Source organism: Bradyrhizobium sp. CB3481 (assembly GCF_029714305.1).
Lineage (GTDB): Bacteria > Pseudomonadota > Alphaproteobacteria > Rhizobiales > Xanthobacteraceae > Bradyrhizobium.
This window is the reverse complement of the sequence record NZ_CP121647.1, coordinates 2986079-3010442: the sequence shown is the minus strand read 5'-3', so window position 1 is coordinate 3010442 and position 24364 is coordinate 2986079. Positions and strand designations below refer to the sequence as shown.

The 24364-nt window shown below is 58.3% G+C and carries 22 protein-coding genes and 1 pseudogene; 13 read left to right on the top strand and 10 right to left on the bottom strand.

Features of this window, described 5'->3' with window-relative positions; translation table 11 throughout:
* Positions 1 to 60: 60 nt before the first annotated feature.
* Entirely contained in the window at positions 61 to 261 is a 201-nt protein-coding gene (locus QA643_RS14410) for a hypothetical protein (protein WP_283033792.1), read from the bottom strand.
* Positions 262 to 1695: 1434 nt separating this feature from the next.
* Here QA643_RS14410 and QA643_RS14405 point away from each other — a divergent pair.
* From QA643_RS14405 to QA643_RS14395, 3 genes and pseudogenes are all read left to right on the top strand, one after another.
* Positions 1696 to 2163, top strand: coding sequence for a recombinase family protein (locus tag QA643_RS14405; RefSeq protein WP_349253286.1), 468 nt, complete (start codon positions 1696 to 1698; stop codon positions 2161 to 2163).
* A gap of 89 nt (positions 2164 to 2252) precedes the next feature.
* A pseudogene (locus tag QA643_RS14400) lies at positions 2253 to 2318 on the top strand (hypothetical protein); the annotation flags it as partial.
* Positions 2319 to 2323: 5 nt separating this feature from the next.
* The gene (locus QA643_RS14395) at positions 2324 to 2815 is read left to right on the top strand and encodes a hypothetical protein (protein WP_283035118.1); all 492 of its coding nucleotides are present in this window, start codon (positions 2324 to 2326) and stop codon (positions 2813 to 2815) included.
* Positions 2816 to 3255: 440 nt separating this feature from the next.
* Here the strand turns inward: QA643_RS14395 and QA643_RS14390 are convergent, their stop codons facing one another.
* Positions 3256 to 4170 carry a LysR family transcriptional regulator gene (locus QA643_RS14390; RefSeq protein WP_283033791.1) on the bottom strand — a complete coding sequence of 305 codons (915 nt, stop codon included), beginning with the start codon at positions 4168 to 4170 and terminating at the stop codon, positions 3256 to 3258.
* Positions 4171 to 4292: 122 nt separating this feature from the next.
* On the opposite strand from QA643_RS14390, the gene QA643_RS14385 reads away from it, so the two are divergent.
* The 5 genes from QA643_RS14385 to QA643_RS14365 all read left to right on the top strand — a co-directional run bounded on the left by QA643_RS14385 (position 4293) and on the right by QA643_RS14365 (position 12398).
* Positions 4293 to 5666, top strand: a complete 1374-nt coding sequence (locus QA643_RS14385; RefSeq protein ID WP_283033790.1) for a 2-hydroxycarboxylate transporter family protein — start codon at positions 4293 to 4295, stop codon at positions 5664 to 5666.
* Positions 5667 to 5674: 8 nt separating this feature from the next.
* A complete protein-coding gene (locus tag QA643_RS14380; RefSeq protein WP_283033789.1) occupies positions 5675 to 6556 on the top strand; it encodes a CoA ester lyase in 882 nt (293 codons plus the stop codon).
* Between the two features lies 1 nt (position 6557).
* Complete coding sequence (locus QA643_RS14375) at positions 6558 to 7832, top strand: CoA transferase (protein WP_283033788.1); 1275 nt, start codon at positions 6558 to 6560, stop codon at positions 7830 to 7832.
* On the top strand, positions 7798 to 8793 hold the full coding sequence (locus QA643_RS14370) for an amidohydrolase family protein (RefSeq protein ID WP_349253268.1): 996 nt from the start codon (positions 7798 to 7800) through the stop codon (positions 8791 to 8793). The genes QA643_RS14375 and QA643_RS14370 overlap by 35 nt, the downstream gene beginning before the upstream one ends.
* Before the next feature lie 1694 nt (positions 8794 to 10487).
* Entirely contained in the window at positions 10488 to 12398 is a 1911-nt protein-coding gene (locus tag QA643_RS14365; RefSeq protein WP_283033787.1) for an AAA family ATPase, read from the top strand.
* Between the two features lie 123 nt (positions 12399 to 12521).
* Here the strand turns inward: QA643_RS14365 and QA643_RS14360 are convergent, their stop codons facing one another.
* The 3 genes from QA643_RS14360 to QA643_RS14350 form a co-directional block, all read right to left on the bottom strand.
* On the bottom strand, positions 12522 to 12794 hold the full coding sequence (locus QA643_RS14360) for a DUF2285 domain-containing protein (RefSeq protein ID WP_283033786.1): 273 nt from the start codon (positions 12792 to 12794) through the stop codon (positions 12522 to 12524).
* A 27-nt stretch (positions 12795 to 12821) separates the two neighbouring features.
* Positions 12822 to 13517: a sensor histidine kinase gene (locus QA643_RS14355; RefSeq protein WP_283033785.1), complete on the bottom strand. Its 696-nt coding sequence runs from the start codon at positions 13515 to 13517 to the stop codon at positions 12822 to 12824.
* Positions 13518 to 14060: 543 nt separating this feature from the next.
* Positions 14061 to 14231, bottom strand: a complete 171-nt coding sequence (locus QA643_RS14350; protein WP_283033784.1) for a hypothetical protein — start codon at positions 14229 to 14231, stop codon at positions 14061 to 14063.
* Positions 14232 to 14562: 331 nt separating this feature from the next.
* Between QA643_RS14350 and QA643_RS14345 the strand changes: the two genes are divergently transcribed.
* From QA643_RS14345 to QA643_RS14330, 4 genes are read left to right on the top strand one after another with little or no spacing between them, the layout of a single operon-like run.
* Entirely contained in the window at positions 14563 to 14907 is a 345-nt protein-coding gene (locus QA643_RS14345; RefSeq protein WP_283033783.1) for a metalloregulator ArsR/SmtB family transcription factor, read from the top strand.
* A gap of 10 nt (positions 14908 to 14917) precedes the next feature.
* On the top strand, positions 14918 to 15394 hold the full coding sequence (locus QA643_RS14340; RefSeq protein ID WP_283033782.1) for an ArsI/CadI family heavy metal resistance metalloenzyme: 477 nt from the start codon (positions 14918 to 14920) through the stop codon (positions 15392 to 15394).
* 9 nt (positions 15395 to 15403) lie between these two features.
* A complete protein-coding gene (locus tag QA643_RS14335; protein WP_283033781.1) occupies positions 15404 to 15931 on the top strand; it encodes an arsenate reductase ArsC in 528 nt (175 codons plus the stop codon).
* Positions 15931 to 16611: an MIP/aquaporin family protein gene (locus QA643_RS14330; protein WP_283033780.1), complete on the top strand. Its 681-nt coding sequence runs from the start codon at positions 15931 to 15933 to the stop codon at positions 16609 to 16611. The genes QA643_RS14335 and QA643_RS14330 overlap by 1 nt, the downstream gene beginning before the upstream one ends.
* Positions 16612 to 16758: 147 nt before the next feature.
* On the opposite strand, the gene QA643_RS14325 is transcribed toward QA643_RS14330, so the two are convergent.
* From QA643_RS14325 to QA643_RS14315, 3 genes are all read right to left on the bottom strand, one after another.
* Positions 16759 to 17007: a hypothetical protein gene (locus QA643_RS14325; protein WP_283033779.1), complete on the bottom strand. Its 249-nt coding sequence runs from the start codon at positions 17005 to 17007 to the stop codon at positions 16759 to 16761.
* Between the two features lie 694 nt (positions 17008 to 17701).
* Positions 17702 to 17923 (bottom strand): hypothetical protein, encoded by a 222-nt coding sequence (locus QA643_RS14320; protein WP_283033778.1) that lies wholly within the window; start codon positions 17921 to 17923, stop codon positions 17702 to 17704.
* Positions 17875 to 18597, bottom strand: a complete 723-nt coding sequence (locus QA643_RS14315; protein ID WP_283033777.1) for an RNA ligase family protein — start codon at positions 18595 to 18597, stop codon at positions 17875 to 17877. Before QA643_RS14315 ends, QA643_RS14320 begins: the two co-directional genes overlap by 49 nt.
* A gap of 179 nt (positions 18598 to 18776) precedes the next feature.
* Here QA643_RS14315 and QA643_RS14310 point away from each other — a divergent pair, with 179 nt between their 5' ends.
* Positions 18777 to 20567, top strand: coding sequence for an adenylate/guanylate cyclase domain-containing protein (locus tag QA643_RS14310; RefSeq protein WP_283033776.1), 1791 nt, complete (start codon positions 18777 to 18779; stop codon positions 20565 to 20567).
* 272 nt (positions 20568 to 20839) lie between these two features.
* Here the strand turns inward: QA643_RS14310 and QA643_RS14305 are convergent, their stop codons facing one another.
* Together QA643_RS14305 and QA643_RS14300 are read right to left on the bottom strand one after the other, a co-directional pair.
* Positions 20840 to 23149, bottom strand: coding sequence for an AAA family ATPase (locus tag QA643_RS14305; RefSeq protein ID WP_283033775.1), 2310 nt, complete (start codon positions 23147 to 23149; stop codon positions 20840 to 20842).
* Between the two features lie 186 nt (positions 23150 to 23335).
* A complete protein-coding gene (locus tag QA643_RS14300) occupies positions 23336 to 24274 on the bottom strand; it encodes a hypothetical protein (protein ID WP_283033774.1) in 939 nt (312 codons plus the stop codon).
* Positions 24275 to 24364: the final 90 nt, after the last annotated feature.

Genomic DNA, 24364 nt, shown 5'->3' with positions numbered 1-24364 from the left:
CTGTGCAGAATTCTGGGACCGGCTCTTCCAACATGAATGAACTCTGGCGCCATCATGTCCCTAAATGTCAATTTTCATCAAATCCTCATAGCGCGGCATGATGTGACTGTGGGTCAAGGCAAACCTCGCCAGGACCTCAAGCTTTGAAACCACGCTGATGACTTGCAAATTTTCTTCAACAGGATAAGCGTTGAAATCGTCCCTTTCGAAGAGATCACAAAGCTCAAGCAGAGCGAGGTCGCGCGTGACGACCTTCGGCATGCGCGTTATGTGGTTTGCAACAGTTTGTTCGAGAAGCTATACAAGCCTTATCCCCTCTCCGGCTGAACATCGTTTCAATCACCTTCCCGTTGAGGACTTTCATTTTAGTTGAATTGTGGCGTTATGTAGCGCGTGCAGCGGCTCGCCGTTGACCCAGCCCTTGATGTCAATTGTGCCGCGCGAAGCGCGCGTTTATCGTTCAGATCGACCTGACGTTGGTTATCGCCACCGCAATTCCCGTGGCAACGGGCCTCGTCAAAAGGCTGATGCGCGCAAGTGGTTGTGCGCCAGCTTTGCTTCCGAGATCAGTTTTCCGGTTGGTATGCGATCCCGCGCGAGATCAACGTCGAGCGCCGTTCGTACGCATGGCAGAATCGGTCGGTGTGAAACGGGCAAGCGGGAAGCTCCGCCCGGAATGTCGGGCCAGCAACAGCAAGGCAGCTTGGCACGTCAAGACTCAAAGGCACTCGTGATTGTTTGGCGCGATTTAGGCGGCTTCTCACCCTGCGCGATTTAGGCGAGCGCTAGCAATGCGAGTTGCTTCGAGTTTTCCTGCGCAAGGTGGCGTTTGCAACAGGTTGCCGGATTTGAGACAAGCCGCGCGTTTGCTTTTCGACAGAAAGGGCATGTGCACGTCCGGCCAACTCCGGCAGCAATATAGGCCGAGACAGACTCGCAACTGGTGCTGCAGTCACATGTTGCGCAGGGTCAAACGCACCACGAAGAGTTTCAGCAACTATAGCATCCGATCGGCGATCTGACCTGCCGCAGGGCCGCCGCTGCCCGGTTGGGAAGCTGGCCAAATCTGCTTCAATCTCACTATTGTTATAAGGTCACCCCAGCGACAACGACAGTGAGCTTACGTACCTTTATGGACAGAAGCGCCTACAGAGGTACGCGAGCTATCGGAACCGGCCGCACTTATCTCGCGACCCGCGTACCGAACCGCTGCTGGCGTTGGTCGATTGCAGCGGCAAGTGAGGAGGCTGTCACTGGCCGCTATGCGAACGCTGCGCGCGGTCGAGCACGTGCTGCAAGGCAGGAAGACAGGAACATGATGGGAAAGCGGATTATGGAGTGGCATACCGCTCGTGGACTTTTCTCATGGGCGAAGCAGGATTCGGCCAATGGGAATGCAGCAGAACGCTAGCGGTTGTTCGGGACGCAATGTCGCGCGCCAAAACAGCTTGGCAGGCTTTAGGGATCAGGCGCGTCCGCTTTCAGACAGAAGTGCGCCCACATCCCGTGCGCGCCAAGCCGTCTTACGACCATACCCACAATGGTGTAGCTAGAGGCATTGGACCGGCTCTCACGTGATATGGACGACCTGGCCGGGATCCACAAAAGTTGTCTTTCCAAGGAATCGAGATCCAGGCCGTCCACGATGGCACTGCGGACTCAATCTTGATTGGGATCCGCGGCCTCGTCGGACAGATGCAACGCGAGGACGGCGCGAAGAAGGTCCGCCGTGGCATGGCCGGTGATACGCGATGGCCGACATGCGGGAGGGCGTGCTACGGATATCGAGCGGTACCTGGCAAACCCGGCGAGCTCGAAATCGTAAGACGAAGCTACGATCATCCGGGGGATTTTTTGCAGCATACGCAGTGGGACTGCAGGCCCCGAGAGATCGCGCAGGATCTCAATCGGGAAAATATCCATCCACCGCGATGGCGGCAATGGAATGCGTCGACGATCAACGGCCACGCCAAACGCGGGACGGGGCTCATCTTCAATGAGCTCTATGCTGGCCGTATTGTCTGGAACAAGGTCCGGATGGTGAGGAATCCCGATACAGGCAAACGATTGTCTCGCCCAAACCCTCGTGAGGAGTGGCAGAGATTGATGTGCCTCAACTGCGGATCGTCGAACAGTCCGTTTGGGAGCAGGCGCACACTTTGACGACTGAGAAAGGGCATTTGGCGACACATGTAGCGACGGGCGCCCCATCTCCTGTCGGTCTTCTTCGGTGCGGTTGTTGCGGATCAGATATGCCAGTTCACGACCGCTGCAAGACCGGAAAGACCAGGATTCGTTGCTCAGCTGTGCGCGAGAGTGGCAGTTGCTCGAATCGCAGGATCATCTACCTGCGCGATATCGAAAGACTTGTGCTCAGCGGCATGGTCGAGGAGTTGAAGGGCCCACGGGCATCGAGACTTACGTCCGCAACTACAACGGTGAGCGAGTGCGGCTTGCGGGGAACGCTTCCTCGGAGCGCCTGCGGCTGGAGGCGAAACGTGACCGGATCGAAGGCGAGCGTCAGCGCTACATCGATCTCGTGATCAGGTACGTGATTTCCGAGGAGGATGCCAAGCAACGGATCGCCGAGCTGAAGCAAGAGCGGTTGCGCCTCGAGGCGGAACTGGCTGCCCTCGAAGAGGCCCCTATCCCCATCTCACTGCATCCGGCAACGCTGGACTGCTACATCGAGACTGTCAATGCGCTTGCCGACACGATAGCAAGGCACGCAAGCGCGGGGGATGACCGCGGCCCGTTGGTCGCCGACTTCAGGTCGCTGGTGCACAGTGTCATCATCCACCCGAAAGGCCCTTAGGAGGCTTCGAGGTCGAGGTTAAAGCTGGCCGCACTGGTCAGCGGAGGGCTCTTTCCGGAGGCCCACCATAATAGTGGGTCATACGTGGTAGCGGAGGTCCGCTACATCGCCAAACCTACTATTTCCAAAGCCCTGTTTTCTTATCGGCGAGCAGCGTAACCGGCCTAGCAGCGCTTTGATAGCCCGCCAGACGCCGCCTTTTACGCGCCATTCTTGCGAGTCGTGGAAAGAGTTGTTCCGCGATTGGTAGTATGGAGCGTGCCCTTCGAAGGCATGTTTCGTGGTGCAGCACAGCCGATGAAGGCCCGTTCTCGCCGCAAGTTTGCTTTGGGTTGCACTCGGATGTGCTCGAGCACACAAGCGTTGGTCTGCGTCCAGTCGAGCAGCTTATGTGAATGTAGACTCGACCAATCGACTGCAAAGGATCAGCAAATGGGGCGTCATTCTCCACTTGATCTTCGTTTGACCGCCGACAAGCGTGCTTTGATCATGGCGTAGAGGGAATTGGCCGCCGGAGAAAGGGTTTCATTCCTGCGCCGAACCAGAGCAATCGTACGATAAAGCACTGGCTCAACGAGTGGCACCTCAATGAGCCCTGTCGTGACGTTCGTCGCGTTCATCGCGGCAGGAAGAATGGCAGCGCCGACGTTGGCTCGCGCAAGCGCGATCGCGCTTGGCGTGCTCTCGACCACGAAGCGGCCACGGGCGTCCAAACCCGCCTTTGCAAATTGACTTTCGACTATGCGCCGATTGCCGCTAGCTCCGCCCAGCGTGATCAGATCGATGCCTTTCAGATCGGCCCATGCGACCTTCTTGAATCTGGCTGTGGGGTGCGACCGGCTACAAACGAGCACAAAGGGATCCCGCATCAGCACGTCTTCGGTCAGGTCCGGATGGACATCCTGCTGGATGTGGATGCCGAAATCGGCCTGCCCCTGTTGGACCGCTTCCGTCACGAGCGCGCCGGACCGTTCCAGCAAATGGATACGGTTTTTTGGATATTTTCGCGCGTAGCTGCGCAATGCGAATGGCAACTGCCGGAATGCCACAGATTGCAGCGTCGCGACCGTGACGTCGCCGACCCCGAGCCGCGATGACGTTCGCAGCCGGTCGAGTCCATGGACAAGGTCGTCGACGATGCGGCGCGCCAGCGGCAAAAACTCCTTTCCCATCGGGCTCAATGCCGTCGAGCGGGTGGTCCGATCCAGGAGCCGCAAGTCGACAAAAGCCTCAAGACGCTGAATGCGCCGCGTCAGCGCGGTCTGCGTGATGAACAGATGCTCGGCGGCGCGATTGAAGCTGCCGAGCTCGGCGACATGAACGAATGCCTGTACGCCATCGATGGGTATTTTCATGCATATTACTCATGAAAAATTGCGATTATTGCATTTTACGCAATCTCGTCGTCCCTGCAAGGTGGTTCCACGACGGCCGGGTCCACAACCGGGCGCAGCAATGACCAGCTAGGGAGCGAACTATGACTACCAATGCGGTTGCAGGCCCGGTCCACCCGGCGAAGGTTGGCGCCCCGCCGACCGAGAAGCGCGAACCGAATGTCTTTCAGCGGCTGATGGAGATCAGGGTCGGCATCATCCCCTTGCCGATCTACCTAGTCCTTCTCGCCCTGATCGCGGCATTTTCGATTAAAGGCAAGATTTCCGGTGAAGTGACCGTCATGATCGCCGTTCTCGTCTTCGGCGGCTTCACCTGCGCCGAGATTGGGCTCCGGATACCCATCCTGAACGTCATCGGCGGCTCGTCCCTGGTGACGATCTTTCTGCCGTCGTTCCTGGTGGCACATGAGCTTCTGCCGGTCCCGCTTGTGCAGCAGGTCACGATGTTCACCAAGTCGACCAACTTCATCTATCTTTTCATCACTGCTATCGTGGTGGGGTCGATCCTGAGTATGGACCGCCGCTTCCTCATTCAGGGGTTTGTCAAGATCTTCATCCCGCTCACCACCGGTTCGGTCGCCGCACTGGCGGTTGGTGGCGCGGTCGGCTGGATCTGCGGCATTGGCTTCTGGCGCTCGATTCTCTATGTGGTCGTGCCGGTGATGGCTGGCGGCGTCGGCGAAGGCGCCATTCCGCTGTCGATCGGTTATGCCGAGGCGCTCGGTTTCGGTCAGGGGACCATGCTCGGCCAGATTCTGCCGCTGGTGTTCTTCGGTAATCTGATCGCGATCATCTGTTGCGGCGCCCTGAATTCGCTGGGAAGATGCCGTCCCGAGCTCACCGGAAATGGTGAACTCCAGCCGGCCGGAAACGATGCGGCCAACGACAAGGATGATAGGGTCCATTCGGGCGTCACGAGCATCGATGTCGCCACCGTCGCGGCCGGCGGAATCACCGGCATCGCGATCTACGTTTTCGGCACGCTGATCCACAGCCTGATTGGCCTGCCCGCCCCCGTCGCCATGCTGTTCCTCGTGGTGCTGGTCAAGCTGCTCCGCGCCGTGCCGGCTGGGCTTGAGGAAGGCGCGCGCGTCGTGTTCCGCTTCTTCGTCACCGCCGTCACCTACCCGCTGCTGTTTTCTACGGCGGTTGCGCTCACGCCCTGGCATGAGCTGGTCGAGGCGTTTCACCCGGCCAACCTGGTCACGATCGTCGCGACCGTGCTGACCCTGACCGCGACCGGCTTCTACGTCGGCAAATGGCTGAAGATGTATCCGATCGAAGCCGCGATCGTGAACGCCTGCCACAGCGGCCTCGGCGGCACCGGCGACGTCATGATCCTGACCGCGGCAGAACGGATGGAATTGATGCCGTTCGCACAGGTCGCGACCCGGATTGGCGGCGCCATCACCGTGACGCTCGCGATCATCGCGATGGCTCACTTCAAGATCGTTTGAGGGACATCGTGAGGACGACGATCATGGTGATGCGAAGCAAGCTGTTCGTGCCCGCCTCCCGCCCGGAGCTATTCGGCAAGGCGCTGGCTTGCGCGGCGGACGCATTATCGTTCGACCTGGAAGACGCCGTTGCCCAAAGCCGCAAGGCGGAGGCCCGCGCCAATCTCACCGCGTTCCTGCGCGACTTGCCGCCGACAGGCAAGACGATCGTCGTCCGCGTCAACGCATTCGGCACGGCAGAATTCGAGGCCGATCTGGTCGCGCTTGCCGGCCTCCCCGTCGACGTCATCAACCTGCCGATGGCACAGGACGAAGACACCGTCCTCCAGGCCATTGCCGCTATCGAGCGCGGCGAGGTGTGCAATCCGGCCGTGCGTCCTCTCAAGATCCTGCTCAACATCGAGACGTTCAGGGCGTTGCGCAAAGCAGCGCGGCTTGCCTCCGTGCATCCACGCGTGACGGGCTTGCAGATCGGCTACGCAGATCTGCTTGAGCCATGCGGTATCGCGCGGTCCGATAGCGCGGCGCTTGCCCATATCAGGCTCGCGGTACGCCTCGCCGCCGCCGAAGCCGGCATTGCCGCCTATGACGGCGCGTTTGCGGCGGTTACGGATGTTGAGGGCTACCGTGCTGAATGCAAGGCGGCGAAGAGGCACGGCTTCGCCGGCAAGAGCTGCATCCATCCGAGCCAAATCACGATCGCCAACGAGATCTTCATGCCCGATGCGAACGAAATCGCCTGGGCCAGAAAAGTGGTGTCGGCAGCTGCGAATGCCGAGGCAAGCGGCATCGGCGCCTATCTCCTCGACGGCCAAATGATCGACAAACCTTTCCTTGAACGCGCCCGCGCCGTCGTCGCCCTAGCCGGCCGCTTCCAGACGGAGGCATGACATGAGCAGGCTCCATCAGCGCGATTATCAGCCGGACGCGCGCGGAACACTCGACGGCATTCGCGTTCTCGACATGTCGCGACTCTTCGCCGGAAACGTGCTGACGCAGATACTCGGCGACTTCGGCGCCGAGGTGATCAAGATCGAGCCGCCGGAAGGCGACACTTTGCGCGCGTGGAAGACCGAGGGCGTCGAGACACATTGGAAGGTCTACGCCCGCAACAAGAAGAGCCTGTGCCTTTCCTTGCGCGACGCCCGTGCCGTCGAGATCATCCGCAAGCTGGTCCCTTCGGCGCACATCTTTATCGAGAGTTTTCGGCCGGGCGTGCTGGAGAAAATGGGGCTGTCGCCCGCGGCGCTGCTGGCGATCAATCCCTCGCTCGTCATCATCCGCATCTCCGGCTGGGGACAGGATGGTCCTTACGCGCAGCGGCCGGGCTTCGGCACCGTGATCGAGGGCGTGTCCGGCTTCGCCGCGATCAACGGCTTTCCCGATCGTGAGCCGGTTTTGCCGCCGATGTACCTGGCTGACGGCGTTGCCGGAATATACGGTGCCTCGGCGGCGATGATCGCGTTGCGGGAGGTGGAAATGAAGGGAGGCCGCGGCCAGGTCGTCGACCTGCCACTCCTGGACCCGCTGTTCGCGATCCTGAGCCCGCAGTCGGCGAACTACCGCCTCACCGGCAAGGTGAAGCCGCGCACAGGCAGCCGCTCGACCAATTCGGCGCCGCGCAATGCCTATCGTTGCAGCGACGGACGGTACGTCAGCCTGTCGGGTTCGATCCAGAAGATGACCGAGCGTTTGTTCCGGGCGATTGGCCGTGCCGAACTGGTCGACGATCCCCGCTTCCGCAGCAATGCGGACCGGCTGCGGCATGCCGATGAGCTTGACGCCATCATCGGCGAGTTCATCGGCGTCCGGACGCAGGCGGAAAACGTCGCCTTCTTCGAAAAGGCCGAGGTCACGATCGGCCCGATCTACGACACGCCGCAGATCATGGCAGATCCCCATGTCATCGCGCGCGAGGTGATTGCCGACTATCCGGATGACGAAATGGGCCAAATCCCAATGCATCACGTCGTGCCGCGCCTCGATCAGACGCCGGGCTCCATCCGAACTGCGGCGCCGGCGCTGGGTGAGCATAATCGTGAGCTGCTGGAGGAAATCGGCGTCGACGATGACGCCTACAACGCCCTCGTCGAGACCGGGGTCGTTTGCGAGGCGACGCCGCGCCCCGCGGATGCGCGCCGTACTGCCAATGCTCAGCGCTCATAAGACTGGCGCGTCACACGCAAAGGAGACTCTTATGCAACATGCCATGACACGCCGGACATTCGTCGCATCGAGCATAGCAACGCTTGCGGGCGCGGCAGCGACGACTTCGGCAAACGCCCGAGCGGTTCCCAACTCATCCGGAACGGAGCCGCCGAAAACCAAAGCGCCTGCGAACGCCTGCGACGCGCATTTCCATATCATCGACCCGCGCTTTCCGTCTCCGGAGACGACAAAACCCGAAGGGTCGTCCCTCGATGACTATCTGATGCATCAGCACCGCATCGGAACCACGCGCGCTGTTCCGGTTCAGCCGAAATATCATCGCACCGATCACACCTGCATGCTTGATGCGCTGAAGCGCCTTGGCGTCAACGGCCGGGGCATCGGCGTGTGCCATCCTGATGTGGCGGACAGTGAATTGAAGCGGCTCGATGCCGGCGGCATTCGCGGACTTCGTTTCAGCGTCTGGAACCCAAAAGACACGGTCACCACGATCGACATGATCGAGCCGCTGGCAAAGCGTATCGCCGATCTCGGCTGGCACGTCCAGCTGCACATGTCCGGTGACCAGATCACCGGCACGGCAGCCATGCTCAACCGGCTGCCCTGTCCGATCGTATTCGATCATATGGGGCGGCTGCCGCCGAAACAGGGGCCGGACCACCCTGCATTTGCGGTGATCGCCGGCCTCGTCGGCAAGGGCCGGGCCTGGGTGAAGCTTGCGGGCGCTTATCTCAACAGCGAGCAAGGACCGCCCTATGCCGATGCCACCCGGATTGCGCAGGCTTTCGTGGCCCAAGCACCCGAGCGGCTGGTGTGGGGCAGTGACTGGCCCCACGTCACAGAGAAGCACAAGCCCGACGATGCCGAGTTACTTGATCTGCTCGGGGTGTGGGCCGGCAGCGACAAAACGCGCAACCTGATCCTGGTTGATAATCCCGCCAAGCTCTACGCTTTCTGACCAAGGGCGCGGCTCTAACCGGCGCGCGATTGGCGCTGCTGAGGATGCAGGATTGGCCGACGCGCGTCCTCGCGTGCTAGCCATCGGCTACGTCCCAACACAGCGAGGTCATCGCGGGCGACACGGATCGATACCATCTGGAGTACAAAATCGTAGAAGATCGTAGTCTGGCGTGGGCAATCGTAGAGTTGGTAGGGTGGGAGCGCTACCTTCGATCCCCCCGACAGATCGAGTTCATGGTGTCGGTGGCGTGCCCCCCGTTGGTGGTCGGTCCACTCCGCTTTTTCAGCACACGTGGGTGATCGACGAAGCTGAGACGTGCGGATTTGCGGCGAGTGTGAGGAAACGAAGTCGAAGAAAGTGGTGCAGCGAGCCGGGCCCCCCCATTTTGGAAGCGACCAAAGATTTCCGCCGACAGCTTTGAGCAGACAGCACTGACTGCTAAACGAGCCCGTCATATTCAGATCAAGATTCGGGCATGTTGACGAGCTTGGGTGCGCCCCCTCCCCTTGTAAGTTTTCCACATCCCCGCGAGCCATGGACCGGCGGCGAGGCTGTTTACGTGTGCGGGCGCCTCGGGCATATGAATGGTACTTTGCTACAGGGAGCTCAAGCCAAGGCTCGCAAGGTACTGTATTTGAAAGCAAAACGGCCGCCGACTATGACGCAGCCGACCGTATCGTGGCAGATATGTTGTCGGATCGGGTCTTAGACCGCATTATCGATGATGTCTCGCCATTTGTGGTTAAAGGGGTTCCCCTAATATGTGCGGTTCCGCACCCTCCTTTCGACGACCCCCACGGAGATGGCGCAGATGCAGTAAGGAGGGGTGTCAGAAACGCCCTTCCACACCAATATATGGCTAGACTGAGCATTGAACTCGATGCCGAAATTGACACACAAATCGTCCAGAAAGCCCGTGTCGGCCGGACTAAATTAAAGGATTTTCCACGGTTTCTATGTCAACCTTGCTTCGATGGTGCAGTGCGTCAAGATGCCGCCTACATCTTGTTGGACGATGTCCTTACCACCGGCGGAACACTGGCCGCCCTCCGCAGTCATATAATGAGAGGCGGAGGTACAGTGGTCGCGATCAGGACACTGGCGCACGGCAGCGGCCAATGGCGGGATCTTGCGCTTTCGGAACGAACGTGGCACGACTTAGAGGCTGCGTTTGGTAACAGTTTGAACGATTTTTGGAGAAAGGAGATCGGCCATGAAGCTAAACGGCTCACCGAAGCTGAAGCTAGCATTCTCCTTCGGTGGTACTTAAATAACGTTGCAGGAACCGGGCGCGCCCCATTTCAATGCCTTAGAGATTACTCGCTGAGGCGGCAGCTAAGGGCGAGTAGCAAAAAGGCGGTCGCCGTAGCGGTGAAGCGAGGAGCTAAAACGCATCCTCGGATAGCTGCCCTAAAGGCGAAAAAGGCAGAAGCAAATCAGTGACAGGCCGCCCATAGGGCGGCCTTTCAGTTGAAATGCCGTTGAAAACGCAAGGCAATGTCCGTGTGGCGTCCCTTCCATACGGCTACGTCTAACGCCACCGACAACTCACCGGGCTTCCCAGCGCTAATATCCCTAACCTGAAATGATGGGGATAGGGCCCTTGTTGCTGCTCACTGCAAAATAAACCCATGGTAGAACGCCCGTCACTCGGGTGAGGAAAAACGCGTGTCTTTCGGGGGTATTCAGCCGTGAAACTGGTGAGCGTGGAGGCCGATCACTTCAAGAACATTCTAAAATCGGGCATCGTGACAATACAGCCAGATGTCACCTGCGTCGTCGGCAAAAACGAATCCGGTAAAACTGCGTTCCTACAGGCGCTGCATCGATTTCATCCTGCGCAACCAAATGTAACGTTTAATGCGCAGCGCCAATACCCTGCTTGGTTAGAGAAACAACATCGACGCCAGAAGGACATCAATCAGCACTGCCCGATAACTTGCACATTTGAGCTCGAGAAGCATGATCTCGAAGCAATCGAACAGGTGCTTGGCTCGGGTGTTCTCAAAAAATCGACGATCCCCATCTCGCGCACCTACAGCGATCATTTCCGGTGGACGGTAGAGATAAACGAACCGGCGGTAGTCACTCATATTGCGCGCGGTTTACTCGGGAGTACGCCGACGCCAACGAGCATTGATGAACTTAATGGACTGATCAACACACTCGGCAATAGCACGCACACTGACGAGGCCAAAATTGCAGCCGACCGAAGTTTAGCCAGTGAGATAACGCAAGCGAGAGATCAGGCTCTCGGAAAGTGCACGTCAGTTAACGATAGGCTTTGGGAACTTCTCCAACCTCGACTGCCGAAATTCTTCTATTTCGACGATTACAGTCAGCTCCCCGCATCGGTAAACATTCGCGAGCTACTAGCAAAGAAAAAAGAGGAGCTTGCTCCGGGAGAATTGACCGCACGCTCTCTCTTAGAACTAGGCGGGGCCGATAACGAGTATTTGCTTAACCCAGATTATGAGACCAGAAAGCGAGAACTAGAAAACATCGCAAACGCGATAACTCACCAAGTGCTTACGTTCTGGAGCACCAACCCCGAGCTACGCACCGACGTCGATATGACTTTGAAGCAAACGCAGACCGCGAATGGTCAGCAAACGGTATTGGACGAGTTGAAAATAAGATTGTACGACAATCGTCATCTGCTCTCGTTGTCATTTGACGAACGCTCCACCGGATTTCGCTGGTTTTTCTCGTTTCTCGCGGCATTTTCGGAATATGAAAGCAGTGACTCGCCGGTGGTTATTCTCCTTGATGAACCTGGTCTCGGTCTGCACGCGCGCGCGCAGGCGGACTTTCTCAGGTTCATTGACGATCGCCTAAGCAAGCGATGCCCGGTTATCTATACCACCCATTCGCCGTTCATGGTGCAGCCGGGTAAGCTGGAGCGCGTGCGGCTTGTCCAAGACGGCGGCCGCGAGGTGGGCTCTCGGATCACGGCTAATGTCCTGTCCACGGATCGCGACACGCTATTTCCTCTACAAGGAGCGCTGGGCTACGATATGGTCCAGCATCTCTTCATCGCTCCGCATAACCTCATTGTGGAAGGCACATCCGATTTCACTTATCTGAATCTCCTTTCTACCCATCTTGGGAGTACAGGACGAACGGGCTTGGACCCGAAGTGGTCCATCATCCCGGTAGGAGGGGCCGACCTAATCCCTTCGTTTGTGGCATTGCTCGGAAATCACCTCGATCTCACCGTGCTGATTGATGCCCGGAAAGAGGGAAACCAGCGGCTCCAAAACTTGACGCAGCAAGGGCTCTTGAAGGGAGCGCGGCTGATCACAATCGGCGAAATCACCGGGACCAAAGTGGCGGACATAGAGGACCTATTCACGCCAGATGAATACCTAAGGCTTTTCAACGAAGCGTTTTCCAGTTCCTTCAAGGTCACCGATTTGGTCGGGAAAGACCCCATCGTCAACAGGCTCGCACGAGTTTCGAAGGTCGAACGGTATGACCACGGACTTCCCGCGACCGTGCTCCTCAAGAATTATCCGAGCTTCCTGCCCACGCTCTCGCCGGAAACGCTGACGAGGTTTGAAACTCTCTTTCAGCGCATCAACACCACTCTGGGAACTTGAGCGGTTGCCCTCCTGCGCTGGCCTGCACTTCGCATTCGCGTGCGGGATCGATCTTCTGCCAGTATATCGGAGATATCCGGTAAAATCACACAGTTCACAGATGCCGCTGATGGCTCGCGCTGATCAGGAGCCGCTTCGCAACAGATGACGATAACCCTGCTCCGTCATCCATCTGGCACGCGAGAGGTGGCTCTCGAACGCAGTTCGCGCCCGATCGGCCTCGATATCCGGATCGATCCGCAGCACGATCCGAGAGACATCACGCCAGTTAGCGCCTTGTTGATGAGCATCAAACAAGCGCATGTACGTGATCATGTGCTCCTTGTCATAATCGGTGAGGGCTGGTCCGGCGGGCGCTATGTCGGCGATATGTGGATCGAGTGGCGGCGTTTTCACATGGAGGCTCCGGGATCGGCAACGGGATCAATCGCTGCTCTCATGCGCCGATGATAACGGAAAAAGAATGGCGCATCGAAACCCATCCGGCTTGAACGTAGGCTCCCAAGACCCACGAACCGAAGCAATACAGTGTTCAATCAAGCTGGTGCCGAAGCCTTTCCGATCCGGCTGAGACAGGACAGGCACGCCGACTTCTTCCCACCGGATGCTCAGGTCGTTCTCTGTGCGGGACCATTCAATGCGAAGCTGTCCTACTGCATTGGAGAGTGCGCCGTATTTCACAGCGTTCGTTAGAAGCTCGTGCACGATTAGAATGAGATGACGCGACTGTTCCGCCGAAAGCATTACATCAGCGCCGTGCAGGACCACTTGCTCGGAGGTAATTCCTTCCAATTCGTTCCTGAAAATCGTTGTGACCAAAGTGCCTTTCGGCTGCTCTGTCAGAAAATCGTTTGTCCTCCTGATCGCCTCGAAGCGGCGCAGCAGCCGTTCCGCCGCCTCGGGCTCGTGCTGAAGCGTCCGTTTCGTAATCGCTCGTAGCACTGAGAAAGTATTGGCCCTCCGGTGCTCAAGCTCACGAATGAGGACATTCATGGATTGGTGCCGGTTGTACGCGCGTTCGATTAACTTCCGGCACAACAGGCCAAACCCGACGAGAATGAGAGCGCAAACGAGCAGCCAAGCCGCCTCGGTACGCTCTTGGACGGAAAGTGCATGCAAGATGAAGTGAGGCTCCCTAAAAACCCACCACACAAGAACGAGCGATCCCAAACTAACGGCAATACCGGCAGGTGCCCCGGCCAGGATCGCCGCAATTCCGATAGGGGGAAGAACCCTGCAAATGGTACGCCCGGTCCCGCCGTTAATACGACCAGCGTCTGAAGAAAGGCACCCGATAGGATAGCGGCCAAAGCGACCGCAAGGGCGCGCCAAGATATTGGCCGTATGCGGAAGATTATCTCAGCAATACGATCGAAAGGGTCAGGAGGAGCCCCAGATTTACTCGGCCCCGCGCCCAAGCGCCGGGGCGCTTCCAATGTGGATACGACAGGCACTGCTCAGCACCCTGATTGGAACTGTATAGTACTCGCTAACAGAGGGTTGTCTATTCCCGTTGACGCCGAGAGGGACGATGATCGGCATGCCGGTCCGTCCAAGGTCATGAAGGAAGCTACCGAGGCCGCTCACCCCTTCCAAGGCTTTAGCGCTCCTCATCCGGGTGCATTCACTTATACGGCGTAATATCCCGACTTCGGGCTCTCCTCAGTTCAATAGCTCCCTCTTGTCTATTGGAAGCCTAAGCCTTTCAACCCGCTCCTTGCGGATCGCTTTGCGGAGTTCGCGCTCTTTCTTTTCGAACGCAGCAAGCTCTTTCTTCGCCGCTTCCAGAAAGCGGTTGCGCGGCGTGATCGCCAACTCAGAATGTCCCGTCATGAAACGCCACCCATTAGAGAACCCCGCCCAACATACCTAAGTGCGCGAACCCGAGGAAGGTTCACGACAGTAATTTTACGGAATGATGACAGTGACGTGCCTGCCGAATGGGCACGTTGCGATGAGTGCGGTCCAGCGCGCCTCCTGCCAAGGGTTCCGTTTCTTCCCATCGTGACATACCCGTGTGGCACACGCATTGCACCTTACTCCGCGACTGGGATTTCAGAGCCCAGTTTGAGACAAGGCGCCGCCCGGACACATATTTCGAACCGGGCGGCGTTATTTTTTTGAGGTCTAGACCTAGGGCATTTATTTCGATATTCGTTGAATTATGGAAAAGAGTGATGTTGTGACTGCCTTGGCGGCTCTCGCGCAAGTCAATCGGCTCGATGTCTTCCGGTTGCTTGTTCAGGCTGGACCCAACGGCATGGCCGCCGGTTCGATAGCTGACCTCCTTGGTGTCGCACCCAACACTCTGACCTTTCATCTCGACCGGTTGCGGAACGCTGGCCTCCTCACGGTACGACGGGATGGCCGGTCAATGATCTACGCGGCGCAGTATCACACCATGAATGACTTGCTAAGTTTTCTCACAGACAACTGCTGCGGTGGCGCGCCGTGTGGCCCCGCATCACAGCGCAATGCTAGCTCCAAACGAACCAAGGCAACCACGTAGGAGAACAATCATGAAGCGTCTGCACGTTCACGTCTCCGTCGAAGACCTTCCGCGATCCATAGGGTTCTATTCCGCCCTGTTTGCCGCCCAGCCATCCGTGGTGAAAACAGACTACGCGAAATGGATGCTGGAAGACCCTCGCGTCAACTTCGCCATCTCGACACGGGGCCGAAAACCCGGCCTAGATCATCTCGGCATTCAGGTGGAAGAAACTAACGAACTCCAAGACGTGTATGCCCGGATGCGGCAGGCGGGTGGCAACATCATCGAGCAGGGCCATACGGCTTGCTGCTACGCCCAATCTGAGAAGTCGTGGATTGATGATCCTGCTGGCATCGCATGGGAAACCTTCCATACGACGGGCGAAAGCACCACGTATGGTGACGGTACGGGTGAAAACGTAGCCCGCATTGCTCATGCGAAGCAAAGCGCTTGCTGCGTTCCCAGCGTTGAACAGAAGCAAGCTGCCGCCTGTTGCAACGATTGAGGTGGGGGCATGGCCGACCGCGTTTACAACGTTCTGTTCCTCTGCACGGGCAACTCCGCGCGCTCAATCCTCGCAGAGGCGATCCTCAACAAAGATGGTGAAGCCCGCTTCCGCGCGTATTCTGCTGGCAGTCAGCCGAAAGCCGATGTGAACCCATTCGCGTTGAGGGTTCTTTCGCGGTTCGATTATCCCACCGATGGCTTGCGATCAAAAAGCTGGCAAGAGTTTGCTGCCCCCGCTGCGCCGGTCATGGACTTCGTCTTCACTGTCTGCGACAACGCGGCGGGTGAAAGCTGCCCGGTATGGCCCGGTCAACCAATGTCGGCGCATTGGGGCGTCGAAGACCCAGCAGCAGTGGAAGGTGCGGATTTCGAGAAGGAAGCCGCCTTCGTTGAGGCATTCCGGTATCTCAAAAACCGTATCAGCACCTTCGCCAGTTTGCCCTTGACGAGCATCGATAAGCTGACGCTTGGCGCAAAGCTGCGGGACATTGGGCGTTCTGAAGGATCAACGTTCGGTCACGGGAAGGCAAGCTGATGACCCGCGAAATGGGCAGGCGGCTTACGGCGGAGCTGCTCGGCACCTGCCTCCTTGTGGCGACAGTGGTCGGCTCTGGGATCATGGCCCAGTCGCTGACGAAAGATTTCGCCGTTGCCCTGCTGGCGAACTCGCTGGCGACTGGGGCCATCCTCATCGTGTTGATCACGATCTTGGGGCCGGTTTCCGGCGCTCACTTCAATCCCGCTGTAACGATGATCTTCGCTGCCAAGCGAGAGACTTCGCTGATCGAGGCAATCGCCTACATCCTCAGTCAGCTGGCTGGTGGCGTGCTTGGCACCATCGCTGCTCACCTCATGTTCGCGATGCCTGCGCTTGGCTCGGCGGAGAAGGTGCGAACAGGTGTCGGGCAGTGGTTCGCAGAAGCTGTTGCGACGTTCGGACTGGTAATGGTTATTCGGGGCGGGTTACGACATCAGCGAGCCGCTGTGCCGTGGCTGGTAGGTCTCTACATCACGGCGGCGTATTGGTTCACGGCATCCACCTCGTTCGCCAATCCAGCCGTGACGCTCGCTCGGTCGTTTACCGATACGTTCTCCGGGATCGCACCGGCATCGGTGCCAGCCTTCGTTATCGGCCAATTGTTCGGAGCGCTTGCGGGACTTGCGGTATCAACCATGTTGTTCGCGAACCCGAAAGACTTACAGCGCGAACAATAGAATACTGATCGCGCCGGCCGATACGGCCAGCGTGGCTATGGACAACACAATCGTCCAGTCGATCCGAGCCATTGCACAAACGTCAACTTAGTCACGATCAACAGCTTGATTTATGTCAAGGGAAGCGGACGCTTAGGTCCGTCAGGCTCAATGCTGGTAGCCCTTACACTTGGTCTCTTCCTTGTATTCCCCGTGCTTACCCCATTTCCGCTCAATGTTGCAGGGTCCTCGGTAATATTCCTGCTTGTACTCGCGGTCATAGTAACCGTAGCTGCGCTCGTAGCGGCGGTCGTCGCCGCCCCCCCGTCCCTTGCCGCTTTCGTCTTTCCAAGGGTCAGCGACTGCGGGTGAAATGAGCAGGCTGACTACTCCAAGAGCTGCGAACAGAAGTTTCATTGGGCTCCTCCTAGAGGTCACGCCCGGGATAACTTCGCAGGTTAAGCCGAGTTCCCGCTTGGCTCGGGACAAGTACCTTAGCTGCGCGGCTATGGCTGAGGAGCGGCTGGTCTTTCGGACGGAGCGGATGGCGGCTGTTGCGGATTCTGACCGGCTCCGCCATGGGGCACACAGGTACCGACGTTGCTGAGAAGTCGCTTTGCCTGCAACTCACGCGCTCTGGAGTAATCTCGTCTCCGTTCTATCGTAAGCGCAGCACTCCAATCCCAAGCCTCGAACGCATCAGCATAATGCTTCCGCATCTGTTCCTCGGCGGCTAGACAGTCAGAGAACTTTTCGAACACAAGGTCAGTGTTTACCGGAGTGATGCCACCCACCAAGACAACAAGCATCCATTTCATTTGCTCGCCTACCTTCGCCTTTCTCAAAAACGGGTTCAGCTTTCGCAAGGTCCGGGTTCGACCTACCCAGCCCATCAATCAAACACGACCGCACCTTGGAGACCAAGCCGCGCTAATGGCGCGTTGACGCGGCTTCGAAGACTTGACCGATGTCAGGCTCCTCAAGCCCATCTGCACTGACGCACTCACACGGCATGCCCGCGCCACACTGGCAACCCAGCTCTTCGCTCCATGCCCGCTTAGGATGATTTTCACACACCTATCCCAATCCAAAACAGGTGCGGCAACTAGGATTAATCCTTCCGATGAAGTCCTTTGAACGAACTGGCACGCAGCAAGCCTTCCGATGTGATGTCTCGGTACTCAACGTCGGCAAAGAATTTCGGTTCGACCCACGTCGCCTTCGGTTTTCTGATTGACCTTGTTAGCTTTGATTTCGGGCTAACGACCGTATCGAGCTGCTTTCTTATCTGGCTTGAGACCGTGCGAGACCAGCCGGTCCCGACTTTCCCCATATAGACGAGGTCCTTGCCTTCTTGCTTTCCGAGGTACAGCGCCGCCACGCCGCTCGGGTCCTTAATGAACCAACGACCGGAAACTTGCCTTTGTGCACGGCCTTGATCTTCAGCCAGTTCTCATTTCGCTCCGACCGATACGGCGCGTCTGTCCGCTTGGAAATGATGCCTTCCCAACTCAGCTTGGCCGCATGCTCGAACATCTTCTGGCCGTCGCCGACGAGGTGTTCGGAATAGAGCACCGGCAGTTCGACGTCGTTTTCGCCCAGTAAGTCTAACAAGAGCTGCTTGCGCTCGATTTGCGGCAGCCTGCGAAGGTCACCATCCCGCCAAAGCAGATCGAAAGCATAGTAGACGAGCCGACCTTGCCTGCCTGCGGCTAACTCCGCTTGTAGCTCAGAGAAGTTGGTCCGACCTTCATGGACGACTACCACTTCACCGTCGATGATAGCCTCGCCCGGGATGGCGAGCGCGCCTGCGATCTCAGTGAACCGCTTCGTCCAGTCTAGGCCATTGCGGGTGTAGACCTTCTTGCGGCCGTGGTTCAGGTGCACCTGAATACGGTAGCCATCGTATTTGATTTCATGAAGCCACTGGTCCCCGTTGGGGGCTTTAGACTTCAACGTGGCAAGCTGGGGCTCAATGAACCCCGGCATCTCGATCCGGTTTGACAATTCAGGAACTCACAAATCAAAAGCCCACCGCACTTGGGACAACGGCGGGCATTTTACTTGCTTCCTGAAAATCTCGAACAATCAAGGGACGTGATTGCTACCGCCACTACCCGGACAAACGCGCCTAGCGCAGCGTTCACATCCATCGTACACTATGCGTTAGGTTGGATGCCAATGCCATGGTGCAGGATCGGCCGGTTCGCGTTGAACGTCGGTTGGCGGCGATATTGGCCGCTGACGTGGCCGGGTATTCCCGGCTTATGCACCATGATGAAGAAGCCACACATGCCAAGCTGACCTCCCTGCTAACGGAGGCGGTCCATCCCGCAATCGCTGAATACGGTGGCCGCATCGTAAAGAACACCGGCGACGGGTTCTTGGCAGAGTTTCCGAGCGCCGTACAGGCTGCCCGAGCTGCCGTGCAATTTCAGAACCGCGTCCGAGAACTCACGGCTGCCGACGCGCAGGATGCTCGCATCGCCTTGCGCGTCGGCATCAATGTCGGCGACGTGATCGTCGAACCGCACGATATCTTTGGGGATGGCGTGAACATCGCGGCCCGGCTTGAGAGCATTGCAGAGCCGGGCGGCATCTGCATCTCGTCTTCTGCCATGGATCATGTGCGAGGCAAGGTCAGCGTTGAGTTCGTCGATCTCGGCGAGCAGGACCTCAAAAATATCGCTCGTCTGGTCCGAGCCTATGCCGTGGTCGTCGATGGACCTAGCCCCGCTACCCAGATCAAACGCGCTACACAAGACGCACCTAAGCCGCCTCGTCTTTCCATCGTAGTTTTGCCTTTCACCAACCTAAGCGGCGATCACCAACAAGACTATTTCGCCGATGGCGTGACCGAGAGCCTGACCACGGATTTGTCACGCATCAAGGACGCATTCGTGATAGGCCGCCACACCGCATTTGCTTATAAGGGCGAGGCGCACGACCTTAGAAAGGTCGGCCGCGAGTTGAACGTCCGGTATGTGCTAGAGGGATCGGTGCAGCGCAGCGGCAAGCGCTTTCGGGTGAACGTGCAGCTTATCGATGCTGAAACAGCCAACCACATATGGGCGGAGCGGTTCGACAAACCCGTCGCCGACCTGTTCGATACTCAGGACGAAATCGTGTCACTGCTCGCCAACGCTCTGAACGCCCAGCTTATCGAAGCCGAGGCGCAGCGCGCACAACACTCAGTGCACCCGGATGCAACAGATTTGACTTTCCAAGGTTTTTCTTGGTCATATAAGGGGCCGACTTTCGAGTACGTCGCTCAAGCGCGCATCTTTTTTGAGCGTGCTTTGGAAATCGATCCTCGAAGTTATAGAGCACTGGTGGGGATGGCGCGCGTCCATCTAGCGATTGGTGCGGGCATGTTAGCCGATGACCGGGCTGCGCAGCTCTTGGCGGCTGAGACGAATGCGATCAAGGCAGTTTCGCTCGCCCCGGACTACCCATGGGGTCACTTGGCGCTAGGAGGTGCCCTGATCTTTACAAACCGCGCATCGCGAGGGATTGCGGAATTCGAGCAAGTGCTGCGTCTTGATCGCAATTCGGCCGACGCACACGCCTACACTGGTTTGGCAAAAGTATTCTTGGGTCGTTCGGCCGAGACCGAAGCTCATGTCGTCGAGGCATTCCGCCTCTCCCCTCGCGATATCGCTGCTTACCAATGGATGCACATAGCGGGGACAGCTAAATTGCAGCTCGGCGCGGATGTCGAAGCTGTCACTTGGCTGCAAAGGAGCCTTAACGCCAACCGAAATTTTCCTCTAACCCATTTTGTCTTGGCTGCTGCCTTGGGCTTACTCGGCGAGATGGATGAGGCGCGAGCTGCCGCAAAGGCTGGACTAGCGCTGCAGCCAGATTTTACGATCGGTCGCCTCCGCGCCGTCACCTACAGCGACAATGCGACGTATCTCGCTGCGCGAGAGCGCCTTTGCGTGGGCTTGCGGCTGGCGGCGGTGCCCGAGGGATGATGTCGGAGCGGGGGTTGGCTGCGCAAGAAAAAGCCCCCGGAGATTTTCTCCCCGGGGGCCTCTTGGATCGCTGGGAATTGGGTACATCCCCCAATCCAACGATGCACTGCTCGACATCTCGCTACCCAACTGTGGGCGGCGTGTGGCAGCGACGCGTCAATCGCGTGAATTTATATCCGCCTGAAAAGCAAGAGCAGACAACTCGCGCTTTTTCCAATCGGCGCGACGCGCGAGTTCGATAGCCCGTGCCTTGCGGCTCTGCACGTCCGAGATCAGCTCATCGATCTCCGAGCGTTCATCGTGCGCTTGATGCGCAAGACGACCGACAACGCAATCATCAAATCGCCGTGGGGCATCAACAAGTCCCGCGCAGCGATATCGCAATGATCGATGAACGTCTGAACCGCTTGTTCACTAGAGCATATCAATATTGCCAGCTCACGCGCCTGCCGGAGATCATCGACCGGGAGTACAGGTTCGCCTTCCAGCAAGATGCGCTCGGCAGCGCGGCCAGCCAGAAACTCGATGCACTGATCGCGCACCTGCCCGAAGATATCGGCCACACCGCGCCGATCTTCGCCTGGTGCGGGCATTAATGGCGTGAGGGCTTCGCGCACATCGGAAGCATCGCCACGACCGTCTTTGAACGCCTCTTTGTACCCGACGCCCCAGCAAAGCCCCTCGAAGCCGCCGTCGGCGGCGGGATCAACGGTAACACCACCAACCTGACGTCCAAGCAACACCTTCTTGGGACGGTGAGAACCGGACTGTGCATCGCCGTTCCATCGGTCGTTCACCAGGAACACGTTGACCTTCTGGAAGTCATGACGGTTGTCCGGCGTGCGCTCGCGCGCCTTCCTGAACTCCAACTTGAACGAGACATCAGTATCGGGCCGCTCGACCTTGGCGAGATGGATAGCAACATCCATCTGCCATTCGCGCGTCTTGGTGCCATAGCCCTTCGTTTCGTCATGGCCAGTATGGTGGACCCAGAGCTGTCCGATGCCGCGCTTGGTCAGCGATCTCACCCATGGCAACGTCTGCGCCCAAGCCTCTTCATCGACCATCGATCCAGAGATCAGGCACATGACGTTGTCGAAGATCACAAAATCGCAGCCGCCCATGGCGACTATGACCCGCTCGATTGCCGATTGGCCGATCTGCGTGTTGAGCGGCTGAAAATTGGGAACGTCCTCGGTGCTGAGAGCATGAAAGCCGCTTGGCTGGAACTGCTCGCGGCCCCGGGAGCTGATCTCGCCCTGCAAGCGGGCTTCTTCTGCCAGCAGACGCTGCTTGAGCAGCCGCCGTGACATCTCACCGTAGATATAGAGTACGTTGGCCGGGCGGCGACCATGCCAATGGAGAAACGGCGCGCCCGCCGCCATGCGCATGCCGATAGCAATGGCAACGTTCGACTTGCCCAAGCCGGTCGGAGCCGCCATGATCGCACGGCTGGTCGTGGAGAGGACATCGCCCAACAGGTAGTCGGGCGTCGGTAGATCGCGATCTCGCCACTGATCCAGCGTGAGAAACCGCGCCTGCTTTCCCGAGGTATCCGCGCCAGCACTTTCCGCATTATCCTTGGCGCTGTCGTAGGTGTCGCCAAAGTCCGGCTTGTCGAACTTCTCGCGAGCCGTATCAATCAGCTTCGCCAAGTCTGCGTCCTGATAGCCGCCCTTGCAGTAGGAAGCGCAAACCATCTTAATCACGGCGTCAGACAAGCCAAGGCCGACCATGACTGCCACGGCATCGCGCATAGGAATGTGCCAGTGCCCCGGACTTACGCTCGCAAGCAGCTCGCGAACCTTATCCATGCCGCGCGCTGAGCCAAATTCAGCAGAGAAATCCTTTTCGCTCTTGGTTTCGTGAGCGCGCGCTGACTGGCGCAGCCCGCGCAAGGCTTCCACACTATAGGACGGCGCGTTCGCATCGCTCCGAACCGAAGTAAGCTCGATGACGTAACCGCGCTCCCGCTTGTCCTTGTTCGGATAGCTGATGGTACCGCCAATGCGCAAAATGCGGTCGCAGTTCTGGACGTCATCACTTCCGAAGAGATCGCGAAGCGCAGTGTTGGCATCCTCGACATCTTTCGGATTGGTCAGTGGCTCGCGGTTCAGGAAATAGAGTTGACCGCGCCAGTCCGGCGTGCTGCCCGTCTGAACGATGATAGCAGGCCGAACCTGCTCATGCTGACAAATCGCGGCAACGCGATCGTAATCACCGGCTTTGTCACAATCGATCCACGAAAAGCGAGCAGCGCAGAAGTGCTTCTTAGTGCCACGTCCTTTTTCAGGCTTGTTGCCATGCCGGAGGGCAGCGCCGAGGTAACAATTGTAGCCGCGCTCGTTCATCTTGACGACGCAGTCAATGATCGGCCTCAAATCATGCGCAGAGTAGAAGCGGTAGCTAATCGGGCCGTCGGGCTCGATGCAGACGATCTCGATCCATGCATCAGGGTGCTGATGCGCAAAATCCGTCGCGAACAGTGCGTACAAGAATGCGCTGATTGCGACCGCGTCCGGCGCAAGCCGATAGGCCCCAGCTTGCGCGCGGGCGTCGGCGTTGGTAAAATGACCGTGCATAGAATAATTCCCGAACATGAGAAAGCCCGGTGACGCGGCGAACGTCCCGGGCTTTCGCGTAGCTATGCGTTGATCAGGCCGACCGTCGGCATGAAGCGCCCTCAGTTGTCTTCGGATGGCGCGACACTGACCGAAAAAATGGGGCGCGACTAATGCACCTTTGGCCCCGTCTTGGGCTAAACAAATTCAAGAAGTGCGCTCACCCCAAGGCTTTCTGAGGTTTGTCAGCTCTTCTGCAGGTATTCCCATCTCGGCTTCTTTTTTTCGCAGACGGGAAATCGTGAGGATTTTGGTTCGGAATTGCCGTTCGATGTCCTTGGCCAACGCGATCAGGCCGTCATCTGCGAAGCCGCCTTTGGGTTCGAAGGTTTCATCGTCGTTTAGCTCGCGATAAGTTAGCCCTTTCCTGCCAGTGAGCGCCAGATGGGCATCACGGACCCGCAGCACATAGATGTAGGTCAGTTTGTCGGCTTGGCGTCTGCTAGAAAACCCGCCTTCGGCAAGAGCGGCTTCGATGTTTGGGATGCATTTTTTGGCGCTCGGGATCACCGAGCTAAATTTCTCGGCCCTCACTAGCTTCATCTCACGTGTGTTGAGCGGAGAGCGACGGAAAGCAAACGTTCCTGACCTACCGCCGATCACGGCTGGTTCGTTGCGCCCCGCGACCGGCGGCGGCTCGCCCTTTACAGCGCCCGGTTTACGCATTGGCGAAGCAACGAGCCGGGCCTGACCGGAAACCCCCAGCCATGCCGTTTGCCACTCCTTTTCCGAACCGCCGCGCGCTGCTTTCAACAGCCGATGCAGGTCGTCCTTTAGTCCACGCGCGGCGGTTACAGACTCTGCCCACGGCCTGCTATCGCCCTTGATCTTGATGCCGCGGTTGTCGGGACGCCCGCGCACGAGTTGGTAGGCAGTATAGATTTTGCGCGCATGCTCGACGACGAGCGCAGCATCGGCCGCCGGATTGATCAGGCTCAAGCGCCTGACGAGATAGTCCAACTCGGGCGGGACAAGCTCGCCCATAACTTCGTTCTCAATCCAAGCGGCGGCAGATCGGCGCTTCATCTGTGAGCTACACACATCGGGGCGCTGCCAGCCGTCGTTGGACGCCGCATCGAGTTCCACAAGCAAGAACGTGAGAATTCATCTTTCGCGCCCAAGACGTGACCAAAGGTGCATTACCCAACCGAACGCGTTCAGGTTACGCGCCATGTT